The organism is Corynebacterium sp. KPL1824 (genome assembly GCF_000478095.1).
Lineage (GTDB): Bacteria > Actinomycetota > Actinomycetes > Mycobacteriales > Mycobacteriaceae > Corynebacterium > Corynebacterium accolens.
The window spans coordinates 481,657-507,739 of sequence record NZ_KI515750.1 but is presented as its reverse complement, the minus strand read 5'-3'; the positions used below and the strand labels follow the sequence as shown (position 1 = coordinate 507,739).

23 protein-coding genes are annotated in these 26,083 nt (G+C 61.8%); 19 read left to right on the top strand and 4 right to left on the bottom strand.

Features of this window, described 5'->3' with window-relative positions; genetic code table 11:
• Window positions 1–37: 37 nt before the first annotated feature.
• Complete coding sequence (locus tag HMPREF1267_RS08690) at window positions 38–1,426, top strand: class II 3-deoxy-7-phosphoheptulonate synthase (protein WP_005283913.1); 1,389 nt, start codon at window positions 38–40, stop codon at window positions 1,424–1,426.
• An 8-nt stretch (window positions 1,427–1,434) separates the two neighbouring features.
• On the opposite strand, the gene HMPREF1267_RS08685 is transcribed toward HMPREF1267_RS08690, so the two are convergent.
• Window positions 1,435–2,790, bottom strand: coding sequence for a protein kinase (locus tag HMPREF1267_RS08685; protein ID WP_023028996.1), 1,356 nt, complete (start codon window positions 2,788–2,790; stop codon window positions 1,435–1,437).
• A gap of 10 nt (window positions 2,791–2,800) precedes the next feature.
• On the opposite strand from HMPREF1267_RS08685, the gene HMPREF1267_RS08680 reads away from it, so the two are divergent.
• On the top strand, window positions 2,801–3,205 hold the full coding sequence (locus HMPREF1267_RS08680; protein WP_023028995.1) for an Rv2175c family DNA-binding protein: 405 nt from the start codon (window positions 2,801–2,803) through the stop codon (window positions 3,203–3,205).
• Here HMPREF1267_RS08680 and HMPREF1267_RS08675 read toward each other — a convergent pair.
• From HMPREF1267_RS08675 to HMPREF1267_RS08665, 3 genes are read right to left on the bottom strand one after another with little or no spacing between them, the layout of a single operon-like run.
• On the bottom strand, window positions 3,174–4,697 hold the full coding sequence (locus HMPREF1267_RS08675) for an alpha-(1->6)-mannopyranosyltransferase A (RefSeq protein ID WP_023028994.1): 1,524 nt from the start codon (window positions 4,695–4,697) through the stop codon (window positions 3,174–3,176). The genes HMPREF1267_RS08680 and HMPREF1267_RS08675 overlap by 32 nt on opposite strands.
• An 8-nt stretch (window positions 4,698–4,705) precedes the next feature.
• A complete protein-coding gene (locus HMPREF1267_RS08670) occupies window positions 4,706–5,785 on the bottom strand; it encodes a polyprenyl synthetase family protein (RefSeq protein WP_023028993.1) in 1,080 nt (359 codons plus the stop codon).
• A 51-nt stretch (window positions 5,786–5,836) separates the two neighbouring features.
• Window positions 5,837–6,391 carry a GNAT family N-acetyltransferase gene (locus HMPREF1267_RS08665; protein WP_034667168.1) on the bottom strand — a complete coding sequence of 185 codons (555 nt, stop codon included), beginning with the start codon at window positions 6,389–6,391 and terminating at the stop codon, window positions 5,837–5,839.
• Between the two features lie 235 nt (window positions 6,392–6,626).
• On the opposite strand from HMPREF1267_RS08665, the gene HMPREF1267_RS08660 reads away from it, so the two are divergent.
• The 17 genes from HMPREF1267_RS08660 to HMPREF1267_RS08580 all read left to right on the top strand — a co-directional run bounded on the left by HMPREF1267_RS08660 (window position 6,627) and on the right by HMPREF1267_RS08580 (window position 26,054).
• The gene (locus tag HMPREF1267_RS08660; RefSeq protein WP_023028991.1) at window positions 6,627–7,070 is read left to right on the top strand and encodes an SAV_6107 family HEPN domain-containing protein; all 444 of its coding nucleotides are present in this window, start codon (window positions 6,627–6,629) and stop codon (window positions 7,068–7,070) included.
• Window positions 7,071–7,200: 130 nt separating this feature from the next.
• The gene (locus HMPREF1267_RS08655) at window positions 7,201–7,602 is read left to right on the top strand and encodes a DUF3040 domain-containing protein (protein ID WP_023028990.1); all 402 of its coding nucleotides are present in this window, start codon (window positions 7,201–7,203) and stop codon (window positions 7,600–7,602) included.
• Between the two features lie 440 nt (window positions 7,603–8,042).
• Window positions 8,043–8,477, top strand: a complete 435-nt coding sequence (gene mraZ, locus HMPREF1267_RS08650) for a division/cell wall cluster transcriptional repressor MraZ (protein WP_034654127.1) — start codon at window positions 8,043–8,045, stop codon at window positions 8,475–8,477.
• 168 nt (window positions 8,478–8,645) lie between these two features.
• Window positions 8,646–9,686 (top strand): 16S rRNA (cytosine(1402)-N(4))-methyltransferase RsmH, encoded by a 1,041-nt coding sequence (gene rsmH, locus HMPREF1267_RS08645; protein ID WP_023028989.1) that lies wholly within the window; start codon window positions 8,646–8,648, stop codon window positions 9,684–9,686.
• Window positions 9,683–10,513, top strand: coding sequence for a hypothetical protein (locus HMPREF1267_RS08640; protein ID WP_023028988.1), 831 nt, complete (start codon window positions 9,683–9,685; stop codon window positions 10,511–10,513). The genes rsmH and HMPREF1267_RS08640 overlap by 4 nt, the downstream gene beginning before the upstream one ends.
• A 211-nt stretch (window positions 10,514–10,724) precedes the next feature.
• Window positions 10,725–12,593, top strand: a complete 1,869-nt coding sequence (locus HMPREF1267_RS08635; protein WP_023028987.1) for a penicillin-binding protein 2 — start codon at window positions 10,725–10,727, stop codon at window positions 12,591–12,593.
• 9 nt (window positions 12,594–12,602) lie between these two features.
• Window positions 12,603–14,138 carry a UDP-N-acetylmuramoyl-L-alanyl-D-glutamate--2,6-diaminopimelate ligase gene (locus HMPREF1267_RS08630; protein ID WP_023028986.1) on the top strand — a complete coding sequence of 512 codons (1,536 nt, stop codon included), beginning with the start codon at window positions 12,603–12,605 and terminating at the stop codon, window positions 14,136–14,138.
• Between the two features lie 2 nt (window positions 14,139–14,140).
• The gene (gene murF, locus HMPREF1267_RS08625) at window positions 14,141–15,670 is read left to right on the top strand and encodes a UDP-N-acetylmuramoyl-tripeptide--D-alanyl-D-alanine ligase (protein ID WP_023028985.1); all 1,530 of its coding nucleotides are present in this window, start codon (window positions 14,141–14,143) and stop codon (window positions 15,668–15,670) included.
• A 30-nt stretch (window positions 15,671–15,700) separates the two neighbouring features.
• A complete protein-coding gene (gene mraY, locus HMPREF1267_RS08620; RefSeq protein ID WP_023028984.1) occupies window positions 15,701–16,813 on the top strand; it encodes a phospho-N-acetylmuramoyl-pentapeptide-transferase in 1,113 nt (370 codons plus the stop codon).
• A 39-nt stretch (window positions 16,814–16,852) separates the two neighbouring features.
• The gene (gene murD, locus HMPREF1267_RS08615; protein WP_023028983.1) at window positions 16,853–18,250 is read left to right on the top strand and encodes a UDP-N-acetylmuramoyl-L-alanine--D-glutamate ligase; all 1,398 of its coding nucleotides are present in this window, start codon (window positions 16,853–16,855) and stop codon (window positions 18,248–18,250) included.
• A 25-nt stretch (window positions 18,251–18,275) separates the two neighbouring features.
• The gene (locus tag HMPREF1267_RS08610; protein ID WP_023028982.1) at window positions 18,276–19,676 is read left to right on the top strand and encodes an FtsW/RodA/SpoVE family cell cycle protein; all 1,401 of its coding nucleotides are present in this window, start codon (window positions 18,276–18,278) and stop codon (window positions 19,674–19,676) included.
• 20 nt (window positions 19,677–19,696) lie between these two features.
• Window positions 19,697–20,806 carry an undecaprenyldiphospho-muramoylpentapeptide beta-N-acetylglucosaminyltransferase gene (gene murG, locus HMPREF1267_RS08605; protein WP_023028981.1) on the top strand — a complete coding sequence of 370 codons (1,110 nt, stop codon included), beginning with the start codon at window positions 19,697–19,699 and terminating at the stop codon, window positions 20,804–20,806.
• Window positions 20,807–22,270, top strand: a complete 1,464-nt coding sequence (gene murC / locus HMPREF1267_RS08600; RefSeq protein WP_023028980.1) for a UDP-N-acetylmuramate--L-alanine ligase — start codon at window positions 20,807–20,809, stop codon at window positions 22,268–22,270.
• Window positions 22,270–22,941 (top strand): cell division protein FtsQ/DivIB, encoded by a 672-nt coding sequence (locus HMPREF1267_RS08595; protein WP_023028979.1) that lies wholly within the window; start codon window positions 22,270–22,272, stop codon window positions 22,939–22,941. Before murC ends, HMPREF1267_RS08595 begins: the two co-directional genes overlap by 1 nt.
• A gap of 310 nt (window positions 22,942–23,251) precedes the next feature.
• On the top strand, window positions 23,252–24,601 hold the full coding sequence (ftsZ, locus tag HMPREF1267_RS08590; protein WP_005278433.1) for a cell division protein FtsZ: 1,350 nt from the start codon (window positions 23,252–23,254) through the stop codon (window positions 24,599–24,601).
• 24 nt (window positions 24,602–24,625) lie between these two features.
• The gene (gene pgeF, locus HMPREF1267_RS08585) at window positions 24,626–25,363 is read left to right on the top strand and encodes a peptidoglycan editing factor PgeF (RefSeq protein ID WP_023028978.1); all 738 of its coding nucleotides are present in this window, start codon (window positions 24,626–24,628) and stop codon (window positions 25,361–25,363) included.
• On the top strand, window positions 25,356–26,054 hold the full coding sequence (locus tag HMPREF1267_RS08580; protein ID WP_023028977.1) for a YggS family pyridoxal phosphate-dependent enzyme: 699 nt from the start codon (window positions 25,356–25,358) through the stop codon (window positions 26,052–26,054). The genes pgeF and HMPREF1267_RS08580 overlap by 8 nt, the downstream gene beginning before the upstream one ends.
• Window positions 26,055–26,083 lie beyond the last annotated feature (29 nt).

Sequence of the window (26,083 nt, the reverse complement as noted above, 5' to 3'; positions counted from 1 at the left end):
CTACCAAGCGACAGGCATTAAATGGTTAAATGGAAGAGTGAGTTGGACAGTAGATATTCCCCAAAGTGTTCTGCCTGATCTTCCGCCCTTGCCTGAGGGTATCGAGGAGGTCTTCCAGGACGTCATCAAGCGCGATGCGAAGCAACAGCCCAGTTGGGATCCCACCCAAGCCGATAACGTGCGCAAGATTCTCGAGTCGGTGCCGCCTATTGTGGTTGCCCCAGAGATTGAGAAGCTCAAGCGGCAGCTTGCCGATGTCGCACTAGGCAACGCCTTCCTGCTGCAAGGCGGCGATTGCGCCGAGACCTTTGAATCGAATACCGAGCCGCATATTCGCGGCAACGTGAAGACCCTGCTGCAGATGGCCGTCGTTTTGACCTATGGCGCGTCTGTTCCAGTGGTGAAGCTGGGGCGCATTGCTGGGCAGTATGCCAAGCCGCGTTCCTCGGATACGGATGCGAATGGCCTATTAAATTACCGCGGGGACATCGTCAATGGCGTGGACCCCACCGATGAGGATCGCCGCCACGATCCTGCCCGCATGATCCGTGCTTACGCTAACTCTTCTGCCGCCATGAACTTGGTGCGCTCGCTGACCTCCTCCGGCACCGCGGATCTCTACCGCCTGCATGAATGGAACCGCGAGTTCGTCCGCAAATCGCGCGCGGGTGCCCGCTACCAGGACTTGGCCCGCGAGATTGAGAATGGCCTGAAGTTCATGAATGCGTGCGGCGTGCAGGATTCCACCCTGCACTCGGCGGATATTTACTGCTCGCACGAGGCGCTGCTCAAGGATTATGAGCGTTCCATGCTGCGCTTGGGCCAAGACGATAATGGCGATACCAAGCTCTATGACCTCTCCGCACACCAGGTGTGGATTGGTGAGCGCACCCGTGGTCTGGATGACTTCCACGTTAATTTCGCTGCCATGATCGGCAACCCGGTGGGCATCAAGCTCGGGCCTGGCGCTACTCCAGAGCAGGCCGTGGAATACGCCGAAAAGCTAGATCCCAACCGCGAGCCAGGCCGCCTGACCATCATCTCCCGCATGGGCCACGACAAGGTTCGCAGCGTCTTGCCGCCCATCATCAAGGCCGTCGAAGATTCTGGGCACACCGTGGTATGGCAGTCCGACCCCATGCACGGCAATACCTTTACCTCGTCCAACGGGTACAAGACCCGCCACTTCGACAAGATCGTCGACGAGGTGCAGGGCTTTTTCGAGGTACACCGCGATTTGGGCACACACCCGGGCGGCGTGCACCTCGAGTTCACTGGGGAAGACGTGACGGAATGCTTGGGCGGCGCCGAGGACATCACCGACCTGGACCTGCCGGGCCGCTATGAATCCGCCGTGGATCCGCGCCTGAATACGCAGCAGTCCCTCGAGCTCTCGTTCCTCATCGCGGAGATGCTGCGGAACTAGGGCGCCACCTAGACCCAGAGGGACGGGGTCCCTTCGTAATAGGAGGAACCAAACCACCACCCGCTGATAGCGACCGCGCCGGTTGCCACCGCCACTGCGAGGAGAAAAACCAGCAGTGAGGCGGGATGGCGATTGGTCAGAGGCCGCTCGGCGGGTTCTTCTTCTGCCGCCTGTGCCGGCGGCTGCGCAGCAGACTGCGCTGCTGCTCCCACGCCCGCAGCGGGTGCTGGGTCGGGGACAGGAGCCGGGGCCGGCGCTGGTGCTGGAGCAGGTGCCAGCGGCCGCTCGGGGGAATCGTCGGCGGGCGCCTGGGGGACATCGAGGCGCGTTTCAAAGTCTGGCTGCGGCGGATCCGGCTCGGGCTCAGGGGGAATGACCTCGGTGGGCCCGCCGTCTAAATGCTCGGTGGCGCCCTGCGGGATGGTCCGCGTGGGCTCAAATACATCCGTAGCGCCGATGCCGGAATAATCCGTCGGCGTTTGCGCGGTGCGCGCGGCGGCCGCATTGCGGGGAACCGGGATGGTCACCGTGGGCAGATCCAATTCCCGGCAAATATCCTCGATGGCATCCAAAAACTCCCCGGCATCGGCAAAGCGCTCGCGGGGATCGCGGGCGGTGGCGGTGGCTACGAGGGCATCGACAAGCTTGGGTACGCCCTCAGCGCGTGTGGATGGGGCGGGAACGTCATCGTATAGACGCGCGGTGGCGTGCGCGATCGGGGTATCCCCTGAGAAAGGCACGGTTCCGGTGAGGAGCTCAAAAAGCACGATGCCGGCCGAATACACATCGGTAGCGGGGGTTATATCCTCACCGGTGACCTGTTCCGGTGCCAAGTACGAGACGGTGCCGACGATCATATTTGAGGTTGCCTGCGCATTCGTCGCACGCACCAAGCCGAAATCGCCCAATTTCACCCGGTGATGCGAGGTAATGAGCACGTTATCGGGCTTAATATCGCGGTGGATAAGCCCCGTGGAGTGCACCTCGGTCAAGCCCTGGAGCACGCTGCGCAGCGTCGATAAAGCGGCAGGGACGGTAAGGGGGCCGCCTTCGGCAAGCAGCTCGCGCAAGGTGCCGCCATCGATGAGCTCCATGATGAGGTAAATGGGCTCGCCATCGGCGGAAAAATCATGAATGGCCACGAGGTTGGGGTGCTGCAACCGCGCCATCGCGCGGGCCTCGCGGGAAAAGCGCTTGATAAAAATCGGGTCATCGTCATAGCGCTCATCCATGACCTTTGCGGCCACTTGGCGGCCCAAGCGCATATCCACGCAGCGATAGACGGTAGACATACCGCCGCGGGCGATGGGGCGATCGATGCGGTAACGGTCTTCCAACACGTCACCAATTTCCAACCTAGTCATACCTCCCAGTATGGCCGATCCCCTAGGTCGCGTTAAAGTAGGTGGCGTGACTAACGCAGAAAACTCCCTGAATTCCTTATTGGCCGGCGAAGAGCTGCTCAGCATGCAGCAGGTGGCAGACAAGCTGGGCCTTCCCATCACCCGCGCCTATGACTTGCTCCAGGACCGCAAATTCATTGTCTGGGACTCGCCCGAAGGCAAGCGCGTGCCGCTGGCATTCTTCAACGACAAGGGGAGCATTGCCAAGCACGTCACGGGCGTTATCACTGTGCTTTCCGATGGCGGCTATGACGACGAAGAGATCCTGCGCCACCTATTTACCGCAGATGACTCCCTGCCTGGCCGGCCCATCGACGCCCTGCACGGGCACCTGGCGCGCGAGGTTATTCGGCGGGCGCAGGCGTCTGCTTTTTGACCCAGCGCTTGGGGAGTTGAGGGCCTTTTTGGCTCACGCCATCGAACATCCATTGCGTTGCGGACCAGGACACAACGATGAGGCCAATGACCCAGAACCAGTTATAGAGCTGGTGGTTGCCGTCGCCGGAAAAGCTCAAGCTGATAAATAGCGCTACGCCGGAGGTAAACTTCAGCAGCCACAACGGCGGGCGGAAGGTGCCCATGAGCGTGAAGATGGAGGCGTAGTACCACGGCAGGGTCACCGAGTTGAAGACGAAGGCAACCTGGTAGGCCGCCGCGGTGCCCATAATGGCATCGCGGGCCGTGTGCCGGCTTAGCCACCACACGATGACTAGCCCGATGAGCATGCATACCATCGCGATGGTGCGCAGAACGCCCAAAATGGCGTTATAGGAGGCGTCCGGATCAAAAATGTGGACCGCGGGGACGATGATGTCTGCGGCCAATGTCGGGCCCGCCAAGGGGTTAATCACCTTGGAGTTGCCGCTGACCTGGGAAAGCCAGCCCCACGAGGTGCCAGAAGCCCAGGTAATAAGCGCCACGGAGGCGATGATTTCCACGGCCGCGATAAACCCTGAGCAGAAGAAGACCACCGCCGTGCGCACCGCGCTAGAACCCTTGGGCGCGTAGCGGTGCAGCATCAACCAGACGATGAAGGGGGCGGCAAAAATCGCGGTAGCCTTCATTGCCACCGCCGTGCCAACTAGCAGCAGCGCGGCGTGGAAGCGCTGGTGCAGCGCGGCCAAAAGCCCCAAGGACACCAGGCCGACCATGAGGGATTCATTGTGCATGCCACCGATTAGGTGCAAGATGATGACCGGGTTGGCAACGCCGATCCACAGCGCGACCGCCGGATCCGCGCCGAGCTTTCGGGCGATGCGCGGCACTGTCCACGCAATAAGGACAAAGCCTGATAGCGAAAGCAGCTTATAGATGATGATGCCGACGGTGACATTATCGCCCACGACGGTGGTGACGATTTTGCCAATCCACAGGTGCAGCGGCCCGTACGGGGTGGTGGTATTGCGCCAGTCTTGTGAGACCTCGAGGAGGAAGGGCCCGGGGTTGACGGCGGCGCCCTCGGTATAGGGGTCGAATCCATCGCGGACCATGGCGCCCTGCATGAGGTAGGAATACACGTCCCGGGAAGCCATAGGGCCGGCGAATAGCAGTGGGGTGACCCATGCGATAAGGATGCGTTGTAACTCGCGTACCCCTCCCTCCGGGCGCGGGTGTTTAAGCTGCTTGCGAATAATCATGCGCCCGGCAAGCACCCAGGCGGCGGCGAGGAGGAAAATGCCCACCCAATACAGCACCAACCCGAGGTTGCGGCCGTGACCATAGGATAAGAAGCCGATATTGAGCGCTTCCAGCACGCCGCCGCGATTACGAGTAGATCCGCCAGAAAAGGACGAGAAAAGGAGCACGCACGAGGCCACGAGGCCCAGCGGGAGTGCGCGGGGGACTGGCAAGGAGTAGGTTTTGGCCACGGTGATACCTACTTTTGGCGCGTCGTCGCCTGAATGGCTAGGTGTTCTAGCGTTTCGGTGATCTGCGGATCCACATTCGCCGCACGCAGATGGGCCAACCCGGATTCCGTCAACGCGGTAATGCGGCGCTCAATCTCATCAGGGGCGCCGGAATCCGCAATGATTTGGGACAGGCGCAGCAAGTCCTGCGTATCGGAGGTGCGGCCGATGAATTTCCGCAGAGTAGCGGCGGCGCTGGGGTCGCGTTCATCGGCGCGCTGTAGCGCTAAGGCAAGAAGCTCCGTGCGCTTGCCCTCTCGCAGATCGTCGCCGGCGGGCTTGCCCGTAATTTCGGGATCCCCAAAGACCCCCAGTTGGTCATCGCGGAGCTGATACGCGATGCCGATATCGTGCCCATAGCCGCGGAAAGCCGAGATTAATTCCTCGCTCGCCCCCGCGATGGCAGCGCCCAAATGCAGGGGCCGCTCGATGGTATAGGCGGCGGTTTTATAGCGATTGACGGAATTGCTCAGCGCCACCGACTCTGAACCGGCCGCCTCGAGGGAAATATCGAGCAATTGGCCGCCCAAAACCTCGGTGCGCATTCCCCGCCAGGGCTCGCGTGCACGCTGCAAAGCCTCCGGGCTGAGCCCAGAATCCTGAAACATATCCTCGGCATAAACCAGCGCAAAATCGCCCACCAAGATGGCCACGGACGTGCCAAAGAATTCCGGATCCCCTAAGAAATCGGACTCCCGGTGAAGGCGCTCTGCTTCCCGATGCACCGTCGGTTTCCCGCGCCTCGTATTCGACGCGTCAATGATGTCATCGTGGATAAGCGCGCAGGCTTGGATGAACTCCAGCGAGGACGCCGCGCGCAGCATGGCCTCTGGGGATTCCGAACCACGGCCTGCGGCGAGGTAGCCCGCCCACGCATACATGGGGCGCACCCTTTTCCCGCCGTCGAGGACGAATGATTCCAAAAAGCTCATAGCGGTACTGACCGGGGCTCCGATCTCCGCCACGTGATCCCGGCGCTGGTCCAAGAAGATGGCCAATTTTTCGCGCACTGCGCCGGGGATATCCGCAAGCTCAGGAATATTCGTCATAGTCACATCTCCACACGATACCGCCTTGGGCCGAGAAGAAATAACACAGGTTTATAGCGGCAGGCCCACTCCCAAAATGGCAAAGGGCCGGGGATCCGCGGGGTAGCGATGGTGGCGCACGACATCAAAGAAGCCCACAGACCGGTAGAGGCGAAAAGCCCCGTTGGCTTCCTGTGGTGCTTCCGGCGTTGACAATAAGGCAAATCGGGCGGGGATATTCCATAAGAGCCCTTCGAGTAGCTGCTTACCTAAACCGTGGCCTTGAAAAGACGGCAGCACGTGCACTTCAGCCACCTCAAAATAGCTGCGCAGCATGCCCCATTCGGACTCAGTTGGCCCGCCGTTGCGGCGCAGGGCGCGGCGCAGCTCGGAATCCCACCAAGTATCTGGTGAGCCCAAAAATCCATAGGCCACTCCCACGACGCCGTTGTCATGCGCAGCAATAAGCGCTGTAAACCCGGGCCGCATGGAATCCGCCCGCCAATTGTCCACGCTGCGCGAAAACGTGACCGGGTCATATCCCATGGCCTCGATGTAGATCTCCACGAGTTGGGGAGCCAGCATAGAGAACTCTTGCGGGGTTAAGCGGCGGATTTCGAAACTCACGGTATCTATCACACCAGATACGCATGTCCACCGGCGGACAAGGGTGGGGGCGGGGTTATTCCATCGAACCCCAAGGGATTTCGAACTGTGTTCGATTTATAGGCAGTTGTGACTGGTAAAACTCTTGAGTAATTCGAACAGGTGAACTAGAATAGGGGGTAGATGTCCGGTTGGCTACTTAAAGTGAGCGGCAATCGAACACGGTTAGTTATTAGCACAGTACAGGAGAAAAACAATGGCACAGATTATTTCGGCAACGCAGTCCCGCTCTACCGGTCGCTTCGCTGGCAAGCAGGGCGCGAAGCGGGCCCACTTTCTTTTTCAGGCCCGCGAGCTTCTGGATTGGGCGAGGGGATATGCGGCGGATGGTCGCTTTGACCAGGCGCTGGAGGTGGCTTATCAGTCCGCATTGCGTACGGCGGGTGCGCGAGTAGCTGTATCGGTGGTCTCTCGCCGCCGGCGTCTGCCAACGAGCGCGTGGGACCGCTTGGCTTTGGTGGGGGCCGAGGAAAAGCAGTGGGCCGAGGCTTTTAAGTCCTACTCTCGTACCCGTGCCCGGGTGGCGTCTGGCTTGGATGCAACGCCGGATGAGGAATATGTCTACGGGTTAATGCAGCAGGCGGCGCAATTTTTAGATGAGAGTGAAGCCGAGACGATTCTGGGATCCTTTGCGGCATAGCAGCAGCATAGCGGCGCCATAATCACTGTTGAGGGGAATAACTACCTTTTGGGGAACATACTGGTTACTCTGGACGTTAGTATTGGTAGAAGATATATCGGCCGAAGCCCAGTCCCTAGTTGGAGGAAAAGTGTCTCTTTCTGAGCAGGAGCAACGCACGCTCCGTGAAATAGAGGAATCGTTATTAGCGGACGATCCTAAATTTGGCGCTTCTGTGTCTGAATCTACCTCGATCGGCGGTTCCGGCGGCGCAGTTACCCTGCGTGGGATTGCGCTCATCGTGGTTGGTCTGTGCATGCTTGTTGGCGGCGTGGCCTTGGCGCAGCAAAGCTTGTGGTTTATTGCGTTGTCCATCGCCGGGTTCTTAGTCATGTTCGCTTCCGGCGTGTGGATGCTCCGGGGCGATCGGCCTGCTGGTAGCGGAAAGAAAAAGTCCACCAATGGGCGGTCAAAGAAGGCAGCCTCGTCTCGTAACGGTGGAGTAGGCAGCAAGCTGGAAGAAAACTTCCGTCGGCGCTTTGAAGAAAGCTAGCCGCGAACTTTCCATTTCCCCAGTCACCAGGAAGGGTGGCTGGGGATTTTTTACGCCTTACCAAAATTCCCCACTTTGCCCCACCTTCTGACCAAAACCGCGGCGCGGTGGGGGATTGTGGGTGGTAGAGGACAGTAGCAGGTCCAATATGCAGGCATTGCGCTGTATGTGGTGTATGAGGTGGGGCGATCTTGATGTTGTAAGTGGGTCTAAAGGGGTGGATTTTCGGGGTTGTCAAGGTGGGGCACGGGATTTCTCCCCACCGAAAAAACATACTTTTAGCTGCGCATACGTTTTGGGTTGCTGAGAATATGGCGATTTAAATGGGGCATGTGGGGGAAAGTGGGGTAGAGTGGGGCGCAGCGGAGGAATGGGGTTGAAAAACTCTCTTCTGACGTGAGGGAATCCGGAGTTGTCGAGTGAGGAAGGTGGACGCCGGGATGTTTCTCGGAACCTACACTCCGAAACTTGATGACAAAGGGCGCTTAACGCTTCCTGCAAAATTTCGCGACGAGCTCGCCGGTGGCCTGATGGTTACCAAGGGGCAGGACCATTCTTTGGCCGTGTACCCGCGCGAAGAGTTCGCCGAACGCGCACGGAAGGCTGCGGCGGTTTCTCGAACCAATCCGGAAGCGCGCGCTTTCATTCGTAACTTGGCTGCAAGTGCGGACGAACAGCGGCCCGACGGGCATGGTCGCATCACCTTGTCCGCAGGCCACCGTGAGTACGCGGGTTTGTCCAAAGAGTGCGTGGTGGTTGGCTCGGTAGATTTCCTCGAAATTTGGGATGCAGCCGCGTGGGCTGAGTATCAATCGCAAACTGAAGATGCTTATTCGGCAGCAGATGCCGATGACGTACTTGCGGGATTGCTGTAAGCGCCCGCATCTCGAGTGCGTGTAAGGACTCTGTCCGAGGCGGATGATTCTGGTGTACTTCCCCGATATCAGAAACCTGCCTCGGACAGGGCCCTATATGCACTCGTCGTGCTTTCCACGATAGGAAGTCCTGCACAGCGGAAATAAGAAAGGGGGACGCGGGGAGACATGGCTACAACTAACCTTAATTACGATGTGGCGGATAATCACGGCCATGTGCCGGTCATGCGCGAGCGCATGGCAGAGCTCCTGCGCCCCGGGGTAGAGGCTGCGGGCTCGCAGGCTGTGCTTGTCGATGCCACCTTAGGTGCCGGCGGCCACAGCGAGTACTTCCTCCAGACCTTTCCGCAGGCACACGTTATCGGTGTGGACCGCGATGAGCAGGCATTGCAGAATGCTTCGGCGAGGCTAGAGCCCTTCGGCCCGCGTTTTTGCGCGGTCAATGCTCGCTTCGATGAGCTGGGTACCGCCATTGCCCAGGGCGAGGGCGATATCTTTGATGCTGCCCGCGCCCACGGTATTGCGGGAGCCCTCTTCGATTTGGGCGTTTCTTCCATGCAGCTGGATCAGGCAGAGCGCGGCTTTGCCTATAAGACGGATGCACCGCTGGATATGCGTATGGATCCGAGCCACGGACTTACCGCCGCTGATGTGCTCAATACGTATTCGCACGGGGACTTGGCGCGGATTCTCAAGACCTATGGTGACGAGCGTTTCGCGGGAAAGATTGCCTCCGCCGTGCTCAAGGAGCGCGAGAAGGAACCGTTTAGCACCTCGGGCCGGCTGGTCGAGCTGCTTTACGCGACCATTCCGGCGGCAACGCGCCGCACGGGCGGGCACCCGGCAAAGCGCACGTTCCAGGCGCTGCGGGTAGAGGTCAACCGCGAGTTGGAGGCCATAGAAAATGTGCTTCCCGTTATCACCAGTGCGCTGTCCATTGGTGCGCGCGCGGTCTTTATGAGCTACCAGTCTTTAGAAGACCGCCTCGTAAAGGCAGCATTCAAGGAGCTATCTACGTCCACCACGCCTGCCGGTCTACCGATGGACCTGCCGGGCACCGCACCGGAATTCGCCACGGTCACCCGCGGGGCCGAAAAGGCATCCGCGGCGGAGGTAGAAGAAAATTCCCGCGCCGCGTCGGTGCGCGTGCGCGCCCTTGAACGGCTTGAAGGCACGCCAGAATTTTTACCACCGGGAGGCAAGAAATGAGCACCATCCCACGCCGAAACCAGCACTTAACGGACAGCCGCGACAGAGAGGCCACTCGCAGCATGGGCGCCAGCCGAGACTTCACCACCGGAATCGACACCGGAGCGCCTACCGCTGTGCGCGAGCGCACCGCCCCTAGGGCTACCGGGAAAACGGCGCGGCGGACGGCGCCTAGCCGTACCCGGGTTCCGCACCGCGGGGCGAAGCGGCTTGGTTCGAAGCAGGTCGTCAGCTTCCGCGGCCGGCGGGTGCAACAGCAGACGAAGCAGAATAATGCTTTTACCCGCGTTGCTGTCTTGGCCGTTACTTTGGTCATCGGCGGGGTAGCACTGGCCATGTGGCTATCTGGTTTGTCTACCTCGCAGACGTTCAAGATCCAGCAGTTGACGGTGCAGGAATCGCAGTTGGATAACCAGATTGAATCGCTGAACCGGGACGCAGAAAACTTAAGCTCCTCGGCGGATATTGCCCGCCGCGCGGATGAATTGGGCATGGCCGTGCCCAAGCAGCCCGGCGTGACTGAGGTCGGCGGGGATGGCGAGATCATCGCCAAGCGCGAAGGCACCCCGGATACGGAAAAGCTTATCGATGTCAACGGTGAGCCCATCCGCCCAGGCCAAGCCTCGAGCGACCCGAAGGATACGGAGGGAATGTCTGATTCCCTCAACGCCGTGCCGCGCGGGCAGCAGCAACATGCCCGCGGCAACGATGCGGACGAGAACCGGGACGAGCAACGCGGCGGCGATGATGCCGATAATCGCGATAGCGCAGACGATAATCGCCCCAACCTTCCCGCCCGCGCGCCGTACACCAGCCAGGCTGATTAAACGGACAGAATAAGTGGTGAAATTCTCTGTGCTCGCGCGTGGTAGCGCGGGCATTGCCCATCTTGTAGGGCACAATCGATACACGCAAGAACCTGTGGCGGCGAAGGGAAGGTGACTGAGCACCGTGACTGCACCGAATAATGGTGGCAACCGTGGGTACCGTCCGCGGCCGCGCCGCGCTGCTAGCTCTGTTGTGCCCCAAAAAGCGATCATGCGCCAGCGCCTGCGCATCATTTTGACCTGTGTTGTCGTCGCCACCGTCGCTTTGGGCGGGCGCCTTGCGTGGGTCCAATTAGTCTGGGGCCCGGACCTTGCGGCGAAGGCCGTCACCCAGCGCGAACGCGTCTATATTGACCCGGCCCGCAGGGGAGAGATCCTGGACCGGGATGGCCAGCGTTTGGCCTATACAATGAAGTCTCGTTCCTTGACTGTCTCTCCCACGCGCCTGCGCGATGAACTCAAAGAGCAGGCCAAGATGGAAGCCACCTCCGAGGGAAAACTCGAGGGCATGGATGAGGGCAAGAAGGATGAGTACCTCACCAAACAAATGGAGAACAAGCTCAAGGAGATGGCTGAGGGCATCCCGAAGATGATTGAGGATTCGGGCGCCTCTGCTTCCAAGGTCGATGCGAGCGATATTAAAAACAAGCTCAAGGCCGATACGCAGTACGAGGTCCTGGTCCGCAATGTGGACCCGGATGTCGCCGTAGAGATTTCCAATAAGTACCACGGTGTGGCGGCTGACCGGCAAGATATCCGCCAGTACCCAAATGGGGCGATTGCAGAAAACGTCGTGGGCAAGGTCTCTATGGATGGCCACGGCCAATTCGGCTTTGAGGCGGCCCGCGATACCGAATTAACCGGCATCGATGGTCAGTCCACGGAGGATGTTTCCACCGACGGGCAGGTCATCCCCGGCACCCTGCGCGATGTCGTGGATGCCGTCGATGGCCGCGACGTCACCCTCACCCTGGATTTGGATCTGCAGACCTACGTCCAGCAAAAGCTGGAAAAGGCCAAGGCCAATTCCCAGGCGGAGGGCGCTGAGGCCGTAGTTCTTGATGCCGCGACGGGCCAGGTGCTCGCCATGGCTAATACCGATACGGTGGACCCGAATAAGAATATCGAAGACCAGCTCAAGGAGGGCAAGGACTTCGAGAACCGCAGTATCTCCCACCCCTATGAGCCAGGCTCCGTTGCCAAGATAGTGACGGCGGCGGCCGCATTGCAGGAGGGCATTACCACGCCGGATGAGGTGCACCAGGTCCCAGGTTCCATCGACATGGCTGGCGTGACCGTTAACGATGCCTGGCCTCACGGCACCGAGCCTTATACCACCACCGGCATCTTTGGTAAGTCCTCCAACGTGGGCACTTTGATGATCGCGGATAAGCTTGGGCCCGAAAAGTATGCGGAGTACCTGAAAAAGTTCGGCTTGGGCGCGACCACGGGCGTTGAGTTGCCCAATGAATCCGCCGGCACGGTGCCAGATCAAGAGCAGTGGTCGGGCGGTACCTTTGCCAACCTGCCCATCGGCCAGGGCCAGGCGTGGACGACGTTGCAGATGGCGAGCGTGTACCAAGCATTGGCCAACGGCGGCGAGCGCATCGAGCCGCGCATCATCGACGAGATTAAAGACCCCGACGGCGAGACGGAAAAGTTACCCGAGCCAAAGAAGACCCAGGTAGTGGACAAGGAAACCGCCAAGACTGCGGTGGATATGTTCCGCGCCGTCTTCCAAGATGACGATGCCGGCGTGCAAAACGGTACGGCCGCCAACGCCCAATTGGACGGCTACCAGCTCTCCGGCAAGACCGGCACCGCCCAAAAGGTGGATCCGAATTCCGGGGCGTATTCTAATTCCGCCTACTGGATCACCTTTGCGGGCATTGCGCCTGCCGATGACCCACGATTCGTCGTCGCGGTCATGCTCGATGAGCCCAAGTCCGGCGTGGAAGACAATGGCGGCGGCGGCCAGTCCGCGGCTCCCATCTTCCGGGATATCTCTTCCTGGCTGCTCAATCGCGATAATATTCCCACTTCGAAACCAGCGCCGCGGATGACCCTGCGGGAACAATAGGAGCTTGAAATGTCTGTTTCCTTAGAAAAACTTGCGCAGCTTTCGCACGGACGCGTCATCGGTGATGGCACCGTTGAGGTCAGCGCGTGCGGCTTGGATTCCGCGAGCCTTCCCGAAGGCGCGTTATTTGCGGCCCTTCCCGGCACGCGCGTGCATGGCGCGCAGTTCGTCGGGGATACCAAGGCGGGCGCGGTGCTTACCGATGCCCCCGGGCTCGACCACCTCCGCCAGGCCAACGAGACCCGCCCGATCATCGTGGTGGATGATATCCGCGCCGTCTTAGGCCCGATTGCGGCAGAAATCTACGGACACCCCACCCGCGATCTCACGGTCTTGGGGATTACCGGCACCTCCGGCAAGACCACGACTAGCTACCTCCTCGAAGCCGGGCTACTGCAGGCCGGGCACTCCGTAGGCCTAATCGGCACCACCGGCACCCGCATCAATCGCACGCCGGTGCCCACCTCCTTGACCACTCCGGAAGCCCCACGGCTGCAAGAGCTTTTCGCCCGCATGAAGGAAGAGGGCGTGACCCACGTGGTCATGGAGGTCTCCTCCCACGCCTTGGAGCTCGGCCGCGTGCGCGGAACCAACTTTGCCGTGGCTGGCTTCAGCAACCTTAGCCAAGACCACTTGGATTTCCATCCCACGATGGAAGAGTACTTTTCGGCCAAGTCCCGGCTATTTTTGGGAGAGCAGGCCGCCCAGCGCGCGGTCATCTGCGTTGATGATGAGTGGGGCGAGCGCCTGCGCGGAATGGTGAAAGATGCGGGCGCCCCGGTAACGACGGTGGCAACGCGTACAGGCGATGCCACGATCTCCGCCCGGCAGACGGCTACCGAAGTGACCGGTGCGCAGGAGGTTGTCCTCAACCTAGATGGCACCGACTATTCCTTCCGGCTGCCGCTGCCCGGCGAATTCAATATCGCCAATGCCTCGCTCGCCCTGGGCATGGCCACTGCCGTGGGCGAAGATCCACAGGTCTTTTTGACCGGCGTGGAAAACGTCGCCGTTCCCGGGCGCATGGAAAGGATCGACCGCGGACAAGACTTCGTGGCCGTGGTGGATTATGCCCACAAGCCCGCAGCCATCGCGGCGGTGCTCGATACCCTGCGCCTGCAATTGGAGGGCACCTCCGGGCGCGTGGGCGTCGTCGTGGGCGCCGGCGGTGATCGCGATAGCACCAAGCGCCCGATTATGGGAGAGGCTGCGGCCACCCGGGCGGATCTTACGGTGGTGACCGATGATAATCCGCGCACCGAGGACCCAGCCGCAATACGCGCGGCGGTCATTGAAGGCGCTCGCCGGGCTGCGCCGGATGCCGATATTCGGGAGCAGGGCTCGCGCGCACGCGCCATCGATGAAGTGGTGGATTGGGCGCAGCCGGGCGATGCCATCATCGTCGTCGGCAAGGGCCATGAGGTAGGCCAGCTCGTGGGCGAGCGCACCCTGCACTTTGATGACCGAGAGGAAATGGCGCGCGCCATTGAGGAAAAGCTGGCGGGAACGGCGCATCGCGATACTCTTAGGGATACGAAGGAGTAGTAATGATTCCACTTTCTATTGGAGATATCGCCGCGATAACCGGCGGTAGCCTGGATAGCGTTGATGATCCCGATGAACGCGTGACCGGTTTCGTAGAGTTTGATTCGCGCAAGGTCACCAGCGGCAGCTTGTTCGTAGCCCTACCCGGTGCCCGCGTCGATGGCCATGATTTTGCCGAAAAGGCCATAGAGCAAGGCGCCGTGGCCGTGCTGGCCGCTCGGCCGGTGGGGGTACCGGCGATCATCGTCAAGCCCCAAGGCCGCGTGACCGGGGATGCCGCCAATGCCGATATTTATGCCAACGATGAGGATGGCTCCGCCGCCGCTGTGATTGGGGCATTATCCGATCTCGCGCGCGAGGTGACCTCCCGGCTCGCCGCAGAGCAAGGCCTGGATATCGTCGGCGTTACCGGCTCCGCGGGCAAGACCTCCACCAAGGATTTGCTCGCCACCATCTTCCGCGCCGAGGGCGAAACCGTCGCCCCGCCGGGCTCCTTTAACAACGAGGTGGGCCTTCCCTATACCGCCCTGCGCTGCGATGAGTATACGCGCTTCCTCGTGGCGGAGATGTCCGCGCGCGGGATTGGCCATATTCGCCACCTGACTGAGATCACGGCCCCGACGGTGGGCGTGGTGCTCAACGTGGGCACCGCCCACCTGGGGGAGTTTGGCTCGCGCGAGAATATCGCCCAGGCCAAGGGCGAGCTCATTGAGGCCCTGCCTGCCGCCGCAGACGGCGGGGTAGCGGTTCTGAATGCGGACGATCCCTTCGTCGCCTCGATGGCGCCGCGCACGCAGGCCAAGGTGGTCTATTATTCCGCCAATCGCCCGCAGGCCGCGGATGCGCAGTACTATGCCACAGACATTGAGCTTGATGATGTCGCCCGCCCGTCCTTTACCTTCCATGCCCCCGGCGTCGCGCCGATGAGCATTAAGCTGCAGGTCTTTGGCAAGCACCAGGTCTCCAATGCCCTGGCCGCGGCCGCGGCGGCCATCGAATCGGGCGTGGAACCCGCCGTTGTCGCGCGGGCGCTCAGCGGGCACCAGACGAGCTCGGCGCACCGCATGGACGTGCGCACGCGCCGCGATGGCGTCACCGTCATCGATGACTCCTACAATGCCAACCCGGATTCGATGCACGCGGCAATTGCCGCCTTGGCCTATACCTCCGCGGCTCGTCCTGATGCCCGCTCCATCGCGGTGCTGGGGGAGATGGGCGAGCTCGGCGGCGAAGCCGTCGAAGCCCACCGCATCTTAGGCTCGGTCCTCTCTAAGTACCACGTGGATTACCTCGTCGCGGTAGGAGAGGGAGCGCATACCGTAGCCATGGTGGAGGCCGCGCACGCACACGGCATCCAGACCGAACTCTGCCCCGATATTGAGGCCGTGACGGCGGCCGTAGAAAATATCCTCCGGGTCGCCCCTGCGGGGGTGGAGGACTGGTCCGCGCGCGCGGCCAAGGACGTCGTCCTCGTGAAATCCTCGAATGCCCAGCGCCTGTGGCGCGTGGCAGAACAGCTCAATCGCCGTTAGTCCCTATCTCAAGGAGAAAGATCTCTAGCAATGACTCAGATCATTATCGCGGGCGTCGTTAGTTTCCTCGTCGCGATTTTTACCACCCCAGTTTTGGTTCGGTATTTTTCTGGCGTCGGAAAAGGCCAAGAAATCCGCGAAGACGGCCCGCAGCTCCACCTGCGCAAGCGGGGCACCCCGACGATGGGCGGTCTGGCGATCTTGCTGGCCATCACGGTGGCCTACCTCATCGTTGGCATCTATGCCCGCGCGACCGACAACGGTGGATTTAGCCCCTCGGGGTTATTGGTCTACTTCTTGACCATGGGACTCGGCGGCCTGGGTTTTGCCGATGACTTCATCAAGCTGTTCAAAAAGCGCAACCTCGGCCTCAATAAAACCGCCAAGCTGGTAGGCCAGCTGGCCATCGCGCTCATCTTCGGCATCCTCGCCCTACAATTCCCGGATGCCAATGGGCTAACCCCTGCCTCGACCAACCTGTCCTTCGTCCGCGACTTTGATACGTTCGATATCGCCGTCGGCGGCGCCGTTATTGGCACGATCATTTTCTTGGTCTTTTTGTACCTGCTCATCGCCGCGTGGTCGAATGCGGTCAACCTGACCGATGGCCTGGACGGCCTAGCCGCAGGCACCACCGCCATGGTGATGGGGGCCTATACGCTCATTAGCTTCTGGCAGTTCCGCAACTCGTGCTCGATTTCCCCGGCCGCCGGTTGCTACGAGGTCCGCGATCCCTTGGATCTCGCGGTGCTCGCAGCCGCGGGCCTGGGCGGCTGCCTCGGCTTCCTGTGGTGGAATGCCGCACCGGCGAAGATCTTCATGGGCGATACCGGTTCGCTCGCGCTCGGCGGCCTCGTCGCCGGCCTTTCTGTGACTACCCGCACCGAGCTGCTGATGATCGTCATCGGCGCCATCTTCGTCATCGAGACGGTCTCCGTAGTCATCCAGATCGTGGTCTTCCGCACGACGGGCAAGCGCTTTTTCCGCATGGCGCCCATCCACCATCACTTTGAAAATGGTGGCTGGGCAGAGACTGCGGTTGTCACGCGTTTCTGGCTATTAAGCGCGATGGCCGCGATGGCGGGCATCTGCATCTTCTACGGCGATTGGCTCTCTGCAGTCAGCTTCGGAAACCTGCAATAAAGTTTTGGCACTAGATACTTAAGGATTGAGGCACTCATCATGGTTGAGCTACCACCTTTTCTGCGCGGGCGCGTCCTCGTCGCAGGAGCCGGCGTCTCTGGCCGCGGGTGCGTGGCGATGCTCGCGCGCCTCGGCGTGGATACCACCGTCGCCGATTCCAATGCCGCTGCCCTAGCGGCCCTGGCGGAAGAGTTCGGCGTGGCTACGGTACCGACCGACGCCCCGGCACCGGGCGAGTATGACCTGGTGGTGACCTCGCCGGGATGGCGGCCCGATTCCGCCCTCTTAGATTCCTTCCAAGCCGCCGGCGTGGAGGTCATCGGCGATGTCGAGCTGGCCTATCGCCTCGACCGCGCCGAGGTCTTCGGCCCACCTCGCACTTGGCTGGTGGTCACCGGCACGAACGGCAAGACCACCACCACGGGAATGCTGACCAAAATCATGCAGGCCGATACCGCTCGCAGCGGGCTGCGTGCGCAAGCCGTGGGCAATATTGGCGTCTCGCTTTTTGATGCCCTGACCGCCTCCCCGCGGGTCGACATCCTGTGCGCCGAGCTCTCGTCCTTCCAATTGCACTGGTCCAGCGAGCTTCGCCCCGATGTCGGCGTGCTGCTCAACGTGGCCGAAGACCACTTGGATTGGCACGGTTCCTTTGACGCCTATGCCCTCGCCAAGGCCAAGGCCCTCCATGGCACGCGCGCCGTGGTGGGCAAGGACGATGCCGCGGCGGGCCGCTATGCCGCTGGAATCAACGGCGTATACGGCTTTACCGCCGGCGAACCGGCCACTGGTGAGGTAGGGGTGAGCGCCGGGCGCTTGGTCTCCAGGCTAGACGGCGAGGACGCCATAGATCTCGCCTCCGCCGAGGGCATCGAGCCGGCGGGCCTTGCGGGTGTCCTCGACGCGGCGGCGGCCGCGAGCGTGGCCCGCTTGGCAGGCGCTAGCCCCGCCGCCATCCAGGAAGGCCTAGCAGCTTACGCGGTGGCCGGTCACCGCGGCGCAGTGGTGCACGAGCACGGCGGGGTGGCCTATATCGATAACTCCAAGGCCACCAACCCGCATGCGGCCGATGCCGCCCTAGAAGGCTTCGATTCGGTGGTCTGGGTCGCCGGCGGCCAGCTCAAGGGCGCGGATGTAGATGAGCTCATCGCTACCCACGCCGCGCGGTTGAAGGCGGCGGTGCTGGTGGGCATCGACAAGAGCATCATCGCCGAGGCGCTGGCCCGCCGCGCCCCGCAAACCCCGGTTGAGCTCATCGAGGATACCGATCCGCAGGCGGCAATGAATGCTGCCGTGGGCGCCGCCGCGCAACACGCCGAGCCGGGCGATACCGTCCTCTTGGCTCCGGCTGCGGCATCGTTGGATATGTACACCGGAATGGCCCAACGCGGCGACCTTTTTGCCGCAGCGGCGCGGGATATCGCCCGCGCGCATTAGACCTTTTTCAAAATTAGGAGACTTCATGACGGCCACCTCCCCGCAGCGCCCCCGCGCAAAGAGCACGCGCGAGCGGATTAATGACGTGCGCGAACAAGCCCGCCAGCATCCCGGCCTGGATTATCTGCTTTTGCGCCTGATTATCTTCTCGCTCATTGGCATCGGCGTAGTCATGGTCTTTTCCTCGTCCATGGCCACGTCGCTGACAGAAGATGGCGGCGTGTGGAACCAGGCCCTGCGCCAAACCGCCATGGTTATCATCGGCTTGGGCGCGTTCTGGCTCGGCCTGAAGGTTTCCCCGCATACGCTGCGCAAATTTATCCCGTGGCTATTGGCCCTTTCCATTCTGCTGCTCATCGCGGTGCTCATCCCTGGCATCGGTACCGGCCGCGAGGAGGTGGGCTCCCAGTCGTGGATCTACATTGGCCCGATTTCCCTGCAGCCCTCCGAGCTGGCGCGCATCACGGTGGGCATGTTCGGTGCCTCGGTGCTCGCGGATAAGGAACACCATTCCCTCAAGCTCTCGGACCCGTTCATGATGTACTCGCTCATTGCGGGCCTCATGTTCCTGCTCATCGTGGGGCAGGGCGACTTGGGCATGGCCTTGTCCTTTGCCCTCGTCGTGGTCTTCACGCTCTTTTTCGCCGGCGTCAACAGGCGCGTGCCCATCATCATCGGCATCCTCTGTGCGCTGGGCCTGGTCGCCGTGTTTCTCATCGGCGGCTTCCGCTCCCACCGTTTCCACACCTATTTCGATGCCCTCTTTGGCAATATCTCCGATACCCAGGGCACGGGCTTTCAGTCTTACCAGGGCTTTCTCTCGCTTGCCGATGGCGGCTTCTGGGGCGTTGGTCTCGGCCAATCGCGCGCCAAGTGGTTCTACCTGCCAGAAGCCAAGAATGACTTCATCTTCGCCATCGTGGGCGAGGAGCTCGGCCTGTGGGGCGGCGCGCTGGTGATCCTCCTCTTCGCCGCTTTGGGCTACGTGGGGCTGCGCACCGCCACCCGCGCGCAGAACCAGTATCAATCCCTGCTGGCCGCCACGCTAACCATCGGCGTGGTGACCCAGGCGTTTATCAATATCGCCTATGTCATCGGCTTGCTGCCGGTGACCGGTATTCAGCTGCCGATGATTTCCGCGGGTGGTACGGCCGCGATTATTACGATTGGCTCGATGGGCATCTTGTGCAACGTGGCCCGCCATGAGCCGATGCAGATTTCTGCCATGCAGAACTTCGGGCGCCCGCTATTTGATCGCCTCTTTTTCATCGGCGAGCCGGAGCCGCCGGCGGCGAAGAAGAAATCGCGGGGCCGTCACTCCCAGCCGCAGGGTGCCCGCCCGCGGGTGCGCGACGAGCGCTACGGCCGGCCGGTGACCGGAAGCGGGCGGAGGTATCCGCGCGCCGAGCACCGCCCGAGGCGGTAGGCGCTGGTAGCCTTTAGGCTATGAATTCCACGCCATTTTCCGTCGTCCTTGCAGGTGGCGGCACTGCAGGACATATTGAGCCCGCCCTTGCCGTCGGTGAAGCTTTGCGCGAGCGCTACGGCGCCCGGATTACGGCATTAGGGACCGAAAAGGGGCTGGAAAGCGATATTATTCCCGCCCGCGGCGTGGACCTGCGCCTGATTACCCCCGTGCCGATTCCCCGCAAAGTGAGCACCAACCTGGCCAAGCTCCCCGTCAAACTTGCGCGGTCCGTCCGCCAGGCGCGCAAGGTCTTAAAGGATGTAGAGGCCGATGTCGTCTTCGGCACCGGTGGTTATGTCTCCGGACCCGCCTATATCGCGGCAAAGACCTTAGGCATTCCCTTTTACGTCCTCGAGACCAACGCTCTGGCAGGCATGGCCAATAAGCTGGGCGTCAAGCTCGGCGGCATTGGCCTTAATGCCCACGCCAATTCGGGCATGGAGGGCGAGGTCATCGGCATCCCGGTGCGCCCGAGCCTGGCCGCGTCTGCCGCAGATAAGGACGGGAATACCGCCGCGGATGCCCGCACGAAGTGGGATTTGGCGCAGCTGCCCACCATCCTCATTACCGGCGGTTCCCAGGGTGCGGCCAGCATCAACGGCGCCGTGGCGGGCGCGGCGGAGGACCTCACCAAGGACTTCCAGCTGCTGCACGCCTATGGCAAGAAAAACGATCCGCCTAAGCCGCACCCGAACTACGCCGCATTGCCGTATATCGACGACATGGCCGGCGCGCTCGCTGCGGCGGACCTCGTGGTGTGCCGCTCGGGTGCGATGACGGTGGCAGAGGTTTCCGCCGCGGGCCTTCCCGCCATCTACGTCCCGCTGCCGCACGGCAATGGCGAGCAAGCGCTGAACTCGCGCGAATTGGTAGAAGCCGGCGCTGCGGTGCAGATTCCCGATGCCGAATTGGGTGCCGATCGCCTCATCGAAGAGGTCCGCGCCATCCTCGATGATCCAGAGCGCCTGAAATCCATGACGCAGGCTGCCGCCCAGTCTAAGGCGGGGGATGCGGCGAATATCATCGCTGACCGCATCGCCACCCGCGTGCAGGACGCAGAACTGCAGGCAGGAAAGAAGGATAAGTAAATGACCGATCCCGCACAGTACGATCTCAGCCGCGTCCACCTCATCGGCATTGGTGGTTCCGGGATGTCGGGTCTTGCCCGCATCCTCGCCGCCCGCGGCGCCGTCGTGACCGGCTCCGATGTGAAGGACTCCACCCCGGTGGAGGTATTGCGTTCCATGGGCGCCAAGGTAGCCATCGGCCACGATGCGGACAACCTCAAGCTTTCTGGCGAGCTGCCCACCACCGTCGTGACCTCCTTCGCGGCGATTCCGCAGGATAACCCGGAGCTCGTCGCAGCGCGGGACAATAATATCCCGCTCATTCGCCGCTCGGATCTGCTCGCTGCGCTGATGGAGGGCCACACCCAGGTGCTATTGGCCGGCACGCACGGCAAGACCTCGACAACCTCGATGGCCGTCAGCGCCATGCAGCACGCGGGGCTGGATCCCTCCTTTGCCATCGGCGGCCAGCTCAACCGCGCCGGCACCAACGCGCACGGCGGCACCGGCGAGGCCTTCGTTGCCGAGGCCGATGAGTCCGATGCCTCGCTCTTGCGCTATAGCCCCGATATCGCCGTCATCACCAACGCGGAGCCGGACCACCTCGATTACTTCCACTCCGCGGACGCCTACTTCAAGGTCTTTGCGGATTTCGCGGACCTGGTCACCCCGGATACCGGTTACCTCGTCGTCTGCGCAGAGGACGAGCATGCCGTCGAGATCGGTGAGCAGGCACTTAGCCGCGGCATCAACGTCATCGGCTATGGCGGCGCGGAAAAGGCCCGCACCACCTCCGTTCCGCTCGCCGCGACGCTGACCGCGGAGGAAACCACCGCCGCCGGCATGGCGTGCACCGTGCAGCTGTCCTTGCCCGGCGTGGAGGAATCCGTGAGCTACCAGCTGCAGATTCCCGGCCACCACATGGTGCTCAACTCCATGGCGGCGCTGATCGCCGGCGTGCTATCCGGTGGCGAGCCCAGCACCATCGCGGAGGGGCTTGCGGATTTCAGCGGCGTGCGCCGTCGCTTTGAGTACCGGGGCAGCGTGGATTGGCAGGGCGGCAGCGTCCGCGTCTTCGACGATTATGCCCACCATCCCACCGAGGTCGCCGCGGTGCTGCGGGCTGCGCGCGCCAAGGTCGCGGCCGAGGGCAATGGCGGGCGCGTCATCGCCTGCTTCCAGCCTCACCTGTACTCGCGCACCATGGAATTCGACGCTGAGTTTGCCCAGGCGCTTGCGCTTGCCGATGCCGCCGTTGTACTCGACATCTACGGCGCCCGCGAGCAACCCGTGGAAGGCATTACCTCGCGCATTATCACCAATAAGATGCCAGAAGAGATGGAGGTTATCTTCGAGCCAGACTTTTCCGCCGCAGCCAAGGACGTGGTTTCCATCGCGCAGCCGGGCGATATCGTCTTGACCATTGGCGCCGGGTCCATCACCCTCGTGGCCGCGGAAATCCTCGATGAATTGCGGGCCCACTAGTGCGGGTGTCGAAGAAACTCATTTTCGGCATCATCGGCGGCCTGCTCGCCCTCGTGCTGGTGGTGGGCGCCGCGGTATGGGCACTGCCCATCTTCAAGGTGAAAAACTTTGAGGTGGAGGGCGTGAACCAGCTCGATGCCGCCCAGGTACAGGAGGCCGCGGGCGTGCCCGAGGGCGAAAACCTCTTGCGGGTGGACGCGCACGAGGCCGCCAGCGGCGTAGCCAACTTGGACTGGGCGGATTCGGTGACGGTCTCGCGCGATCTGCCCTCGACCTTGACCATTTCCGTGCAGGAACACAAGCCCGTCGCCTTCGTGAAGCGAGACGACACCACCTACCTCATCGATGACAAGGGCGAGGAATTTACTTCCGCAGAGCCGCCTGAAGGTGCGGTAGAACTTACCGGGGACATCGACAGTGGTTCCTCCGAGGCCCAAGACGCGGTGGCTGCCATTGCCGCACTGTCTGATGACGTGCGCCACCAAGTAGCCACCCTCGAGGTCACCGATTCCTATTCTCTGCAGTTCACTACCAAGGATGATCGCCGCATTTTCTGGGGTGCCAGCGATAAAAATAACGACGATAAGGCCCGCGCCTTCGCCACCGTGCTGAAGATGGAGGGCCGAGAATGGAATATCTCCAACCCCGAGCTGGTCACTACCCGCGGATAGGGTAGATACCTCGGTGGAGACTGAGACAGACCCGAAAATTTCCCTGCCGCGCCGCGCCCGAAGCGTATGCGCTGCAGGGTCTTTTATTTTCTCTTTTAGGTGGTGTCAATGGTGCGGAAGTGGCGGACAAAACCGCAGGCCAGCAACCCTAAAGTGGTACTTGAGAGTCCCGACACGCGTAAAATGAGCATGAAAATTACAGGTGTGTCGTTAAAGATGGAGGGGAACGCGATTCACGCTCGTGAAGCGCATACAATCCTCGTTTAATGCACGTGCAGACTTAAAGTAGCGAAAGGTGAGACCTGCTCACATGATCTCTTCCAACAACAATCTCGCGGATATCAAGGTCGTCGGCGTCGGCGGCGGCGGCGTCAACGCCGTGAACCGCATGATCGAAGAAGGCCTCAAGGGCGTCCAATTCGTCGCCATCAACACCGACTCCCAGGCGCTGATTTTCTCCGATGCCGATACCAAGCTCGACATCGGTCGCGAGGCCACCCGCGGATTGGGCGCAGGCGCCAACCCTGAGGTGGGCAAGACCTCCGCGGAAGACCACAAGTCCGAAATCGAGGATGCCCTGCAGGGCTCCGATATGGTCTTCGTTACCGCAGGCGAGGGCGGAGGCACCGGTACGGGTGCGGCACCTGTAGTCGCTTCCATCGCGAAGAAGATGGGCGCGTTGACCGTGGGCGTTGTCACCCGCCCCTTCAAGTTCGAGGGCGCGCGCCGTACCCGCCAGGCCATGGCCGGCATCGAGGAGCTGCGCGAGGTCTGCGATACCCTCATCGTTATTCCGAATGACCGCCTGATGCAGCTCGGTGGGGAAGAGCTTTCCATCGTGGAAGCCTTCCGCGCGGCCGATGAGGTCCTGCACAATGGTGTCCAGGGTATTACCAACCTGATCACTATCCCGGGCATGATCAACGTCGACTTTGCGGACGTTCGCTCCGTCATGTCTGATGCCGGCTCCGCGCTGATGGGCATCGGCTCCGCACGGGGCGATAACCGCGCCATGACCGCCGCTGAGCAGGCCATCAACTCGCCGCTTTTGGAATCCACGATGGAAGGCGCCAAGGGCGTGCTGCTGTCCATCGCCGGCGGCTCCGACTTGGGCCTGCACGAGGTTAACTCCGCGGCCTCCATGGTTGAGGAGCGGGCCGATGAAGACGTCAACCTCATCTTCGGCACCATCATCGATGACACCTTGGGCGATGAAATCCGCATCACCATCATCGCCACCGGTTTCGACGCCGAGGCCAATGCCGCGCAGGCAGCATCCGCCCAGCGCGCCCCCGAGCAGCGCAAGCCCGGCTCCCTCTTTGATAACCGCGACCGCGAGTCCGGCAACTCCGCCACCCCGGCACCTGCCCAGCCCGCCGCCGATGACTACGCACCGCGTCACTCTTATGAGCCGCGCGCCGGCCAGGGTGGCGTGGAGGACCGCCGCGCTGATGAGCGCCGCGTAGACGATCGCCGTTACGACGACCGCCGCGTGGAGGAACGCCGCCCCGAGGAGCGCCGCAGCGAGTCCACCGGCCTGTTCACCAACTCCGATCGCTTCCGCGAGGAGCGCCGCGAAGACTACCGCCTGTCCCGGCCAAGCCAGCGCCGCGATGACGATGGCGACGACGATCTCGATGTGCCGTCCTTCATGCGCTAAGCGCAAACCGCTACGCTGGTGTGCATGCCAGTAAACGAGGAACATCGCACCAGCCGCCCCGTCCGTATGGTTTTTACTAGCCGTGCAGGCGGGGCGTCTGCATATCCCTATGAGTCTTTTAATCTCGGCGGCCACGTCGGCGACGATCCCGCCAACGTCGCGGCCAACCGCGAGCGCCTCTTGCGCGTGACCGGGCTCGAGGACATCGTATGGATGGAACAGCTCCACACCAATACGGTCACCATTATCGATGGCCCGCGCGATACACCGGTGCCAGCAACGGATGCGATTGTGACCACGCAGCGCCGGCTCGGCCTTGGCGTCCTTGTTGCGGATTGCACGCCCGTGCTGCTTGTCGATGTCCCCGCCGGCGTCATCGCCGCCGCCCACGCCGGCCGGCTCGGTTCCCGCAACGGCATCGTGGTCAATACCGTGCGCGAGATGCAGAAACTTGGCGCTCAGCCGGAGCGAATCCAGGTGGTCATGGGGCCGGCCGCATCCGGGAAAAACTACGAGGTGCCAGAAGAAATGGCCAACGATGTCGAACGGCGCCTTCCCGGCTCGAAGTGTAGGACGGCGAAAGGGACGTGGGGCATCGACGTGCGCGCTGGGCTTATCCGCCAATTGATGGGCCTGGGCATTACCAATATCGATTCGGATCCGCGCTGCACCATTGAGGACACGGATTTCTTTTCTTATCGCCGCGAAGGAACCACTGGCCGCCAGGCCGGTGTGATTTGGTTGGAGGCTAATCATGAGTAACCGGAAACAAGAACTGGCAGATAATCTCGCCGCAACGAAGGAACACATCAGCGCCATCGCCGCCGAGCATGAGCGCCCATCACCGCAACTATTGGTCGTGACCAAGTTCCATCCCGCAGAGGACATCGCCCTTCTAGCGGAGCTCGGGGTGGAAGACGCCGCGGAAAATCGCGAGCAGGAAGCCCGGGCAAAGGCGCAGAAACTAGAACAGCTGCGCTTTCACATGATTGGGCAAGTTCAAACCAAGAAGGCTAACCACGTTGCGCGGTGGGCCACCAGCGTGCATTCGGTGGATTCGGTGAAGCTGGCCAACGCGCTTGACCGCGGCGTGAGCCTCGCGCACGAGCGCGGTGAGCGAGACACCAACCTTCCGGTATTTATTCAGGTCTCCGCCGATGGCGATACCTCCCGCGGTGGAGTAGTCCGCGAGGAGCTGGATGAGGTCATCGAGGCTGTCGAAGCGGCGGATCACCTAGAATTCGCCGGGCTCATGGTGGTTCCTCCCCTTGATGCCGATGCGCAGGAGGTATTTTCTACGGTTCGCGCAGACGTGGATCGCCTGTCCGAGCGCCTCGGCCGGCAGCTTAAACTATCGGCCGGGATGAGCGCGGATATGGATGCGGCGATTGCCGCGGGCACGGATATTGTGCGTGTCGGAACCAGCATCATGGGAAAGCGCCCAGTAGGTTGAAAATATCGCAAAAGCGCATTTCACAGCGT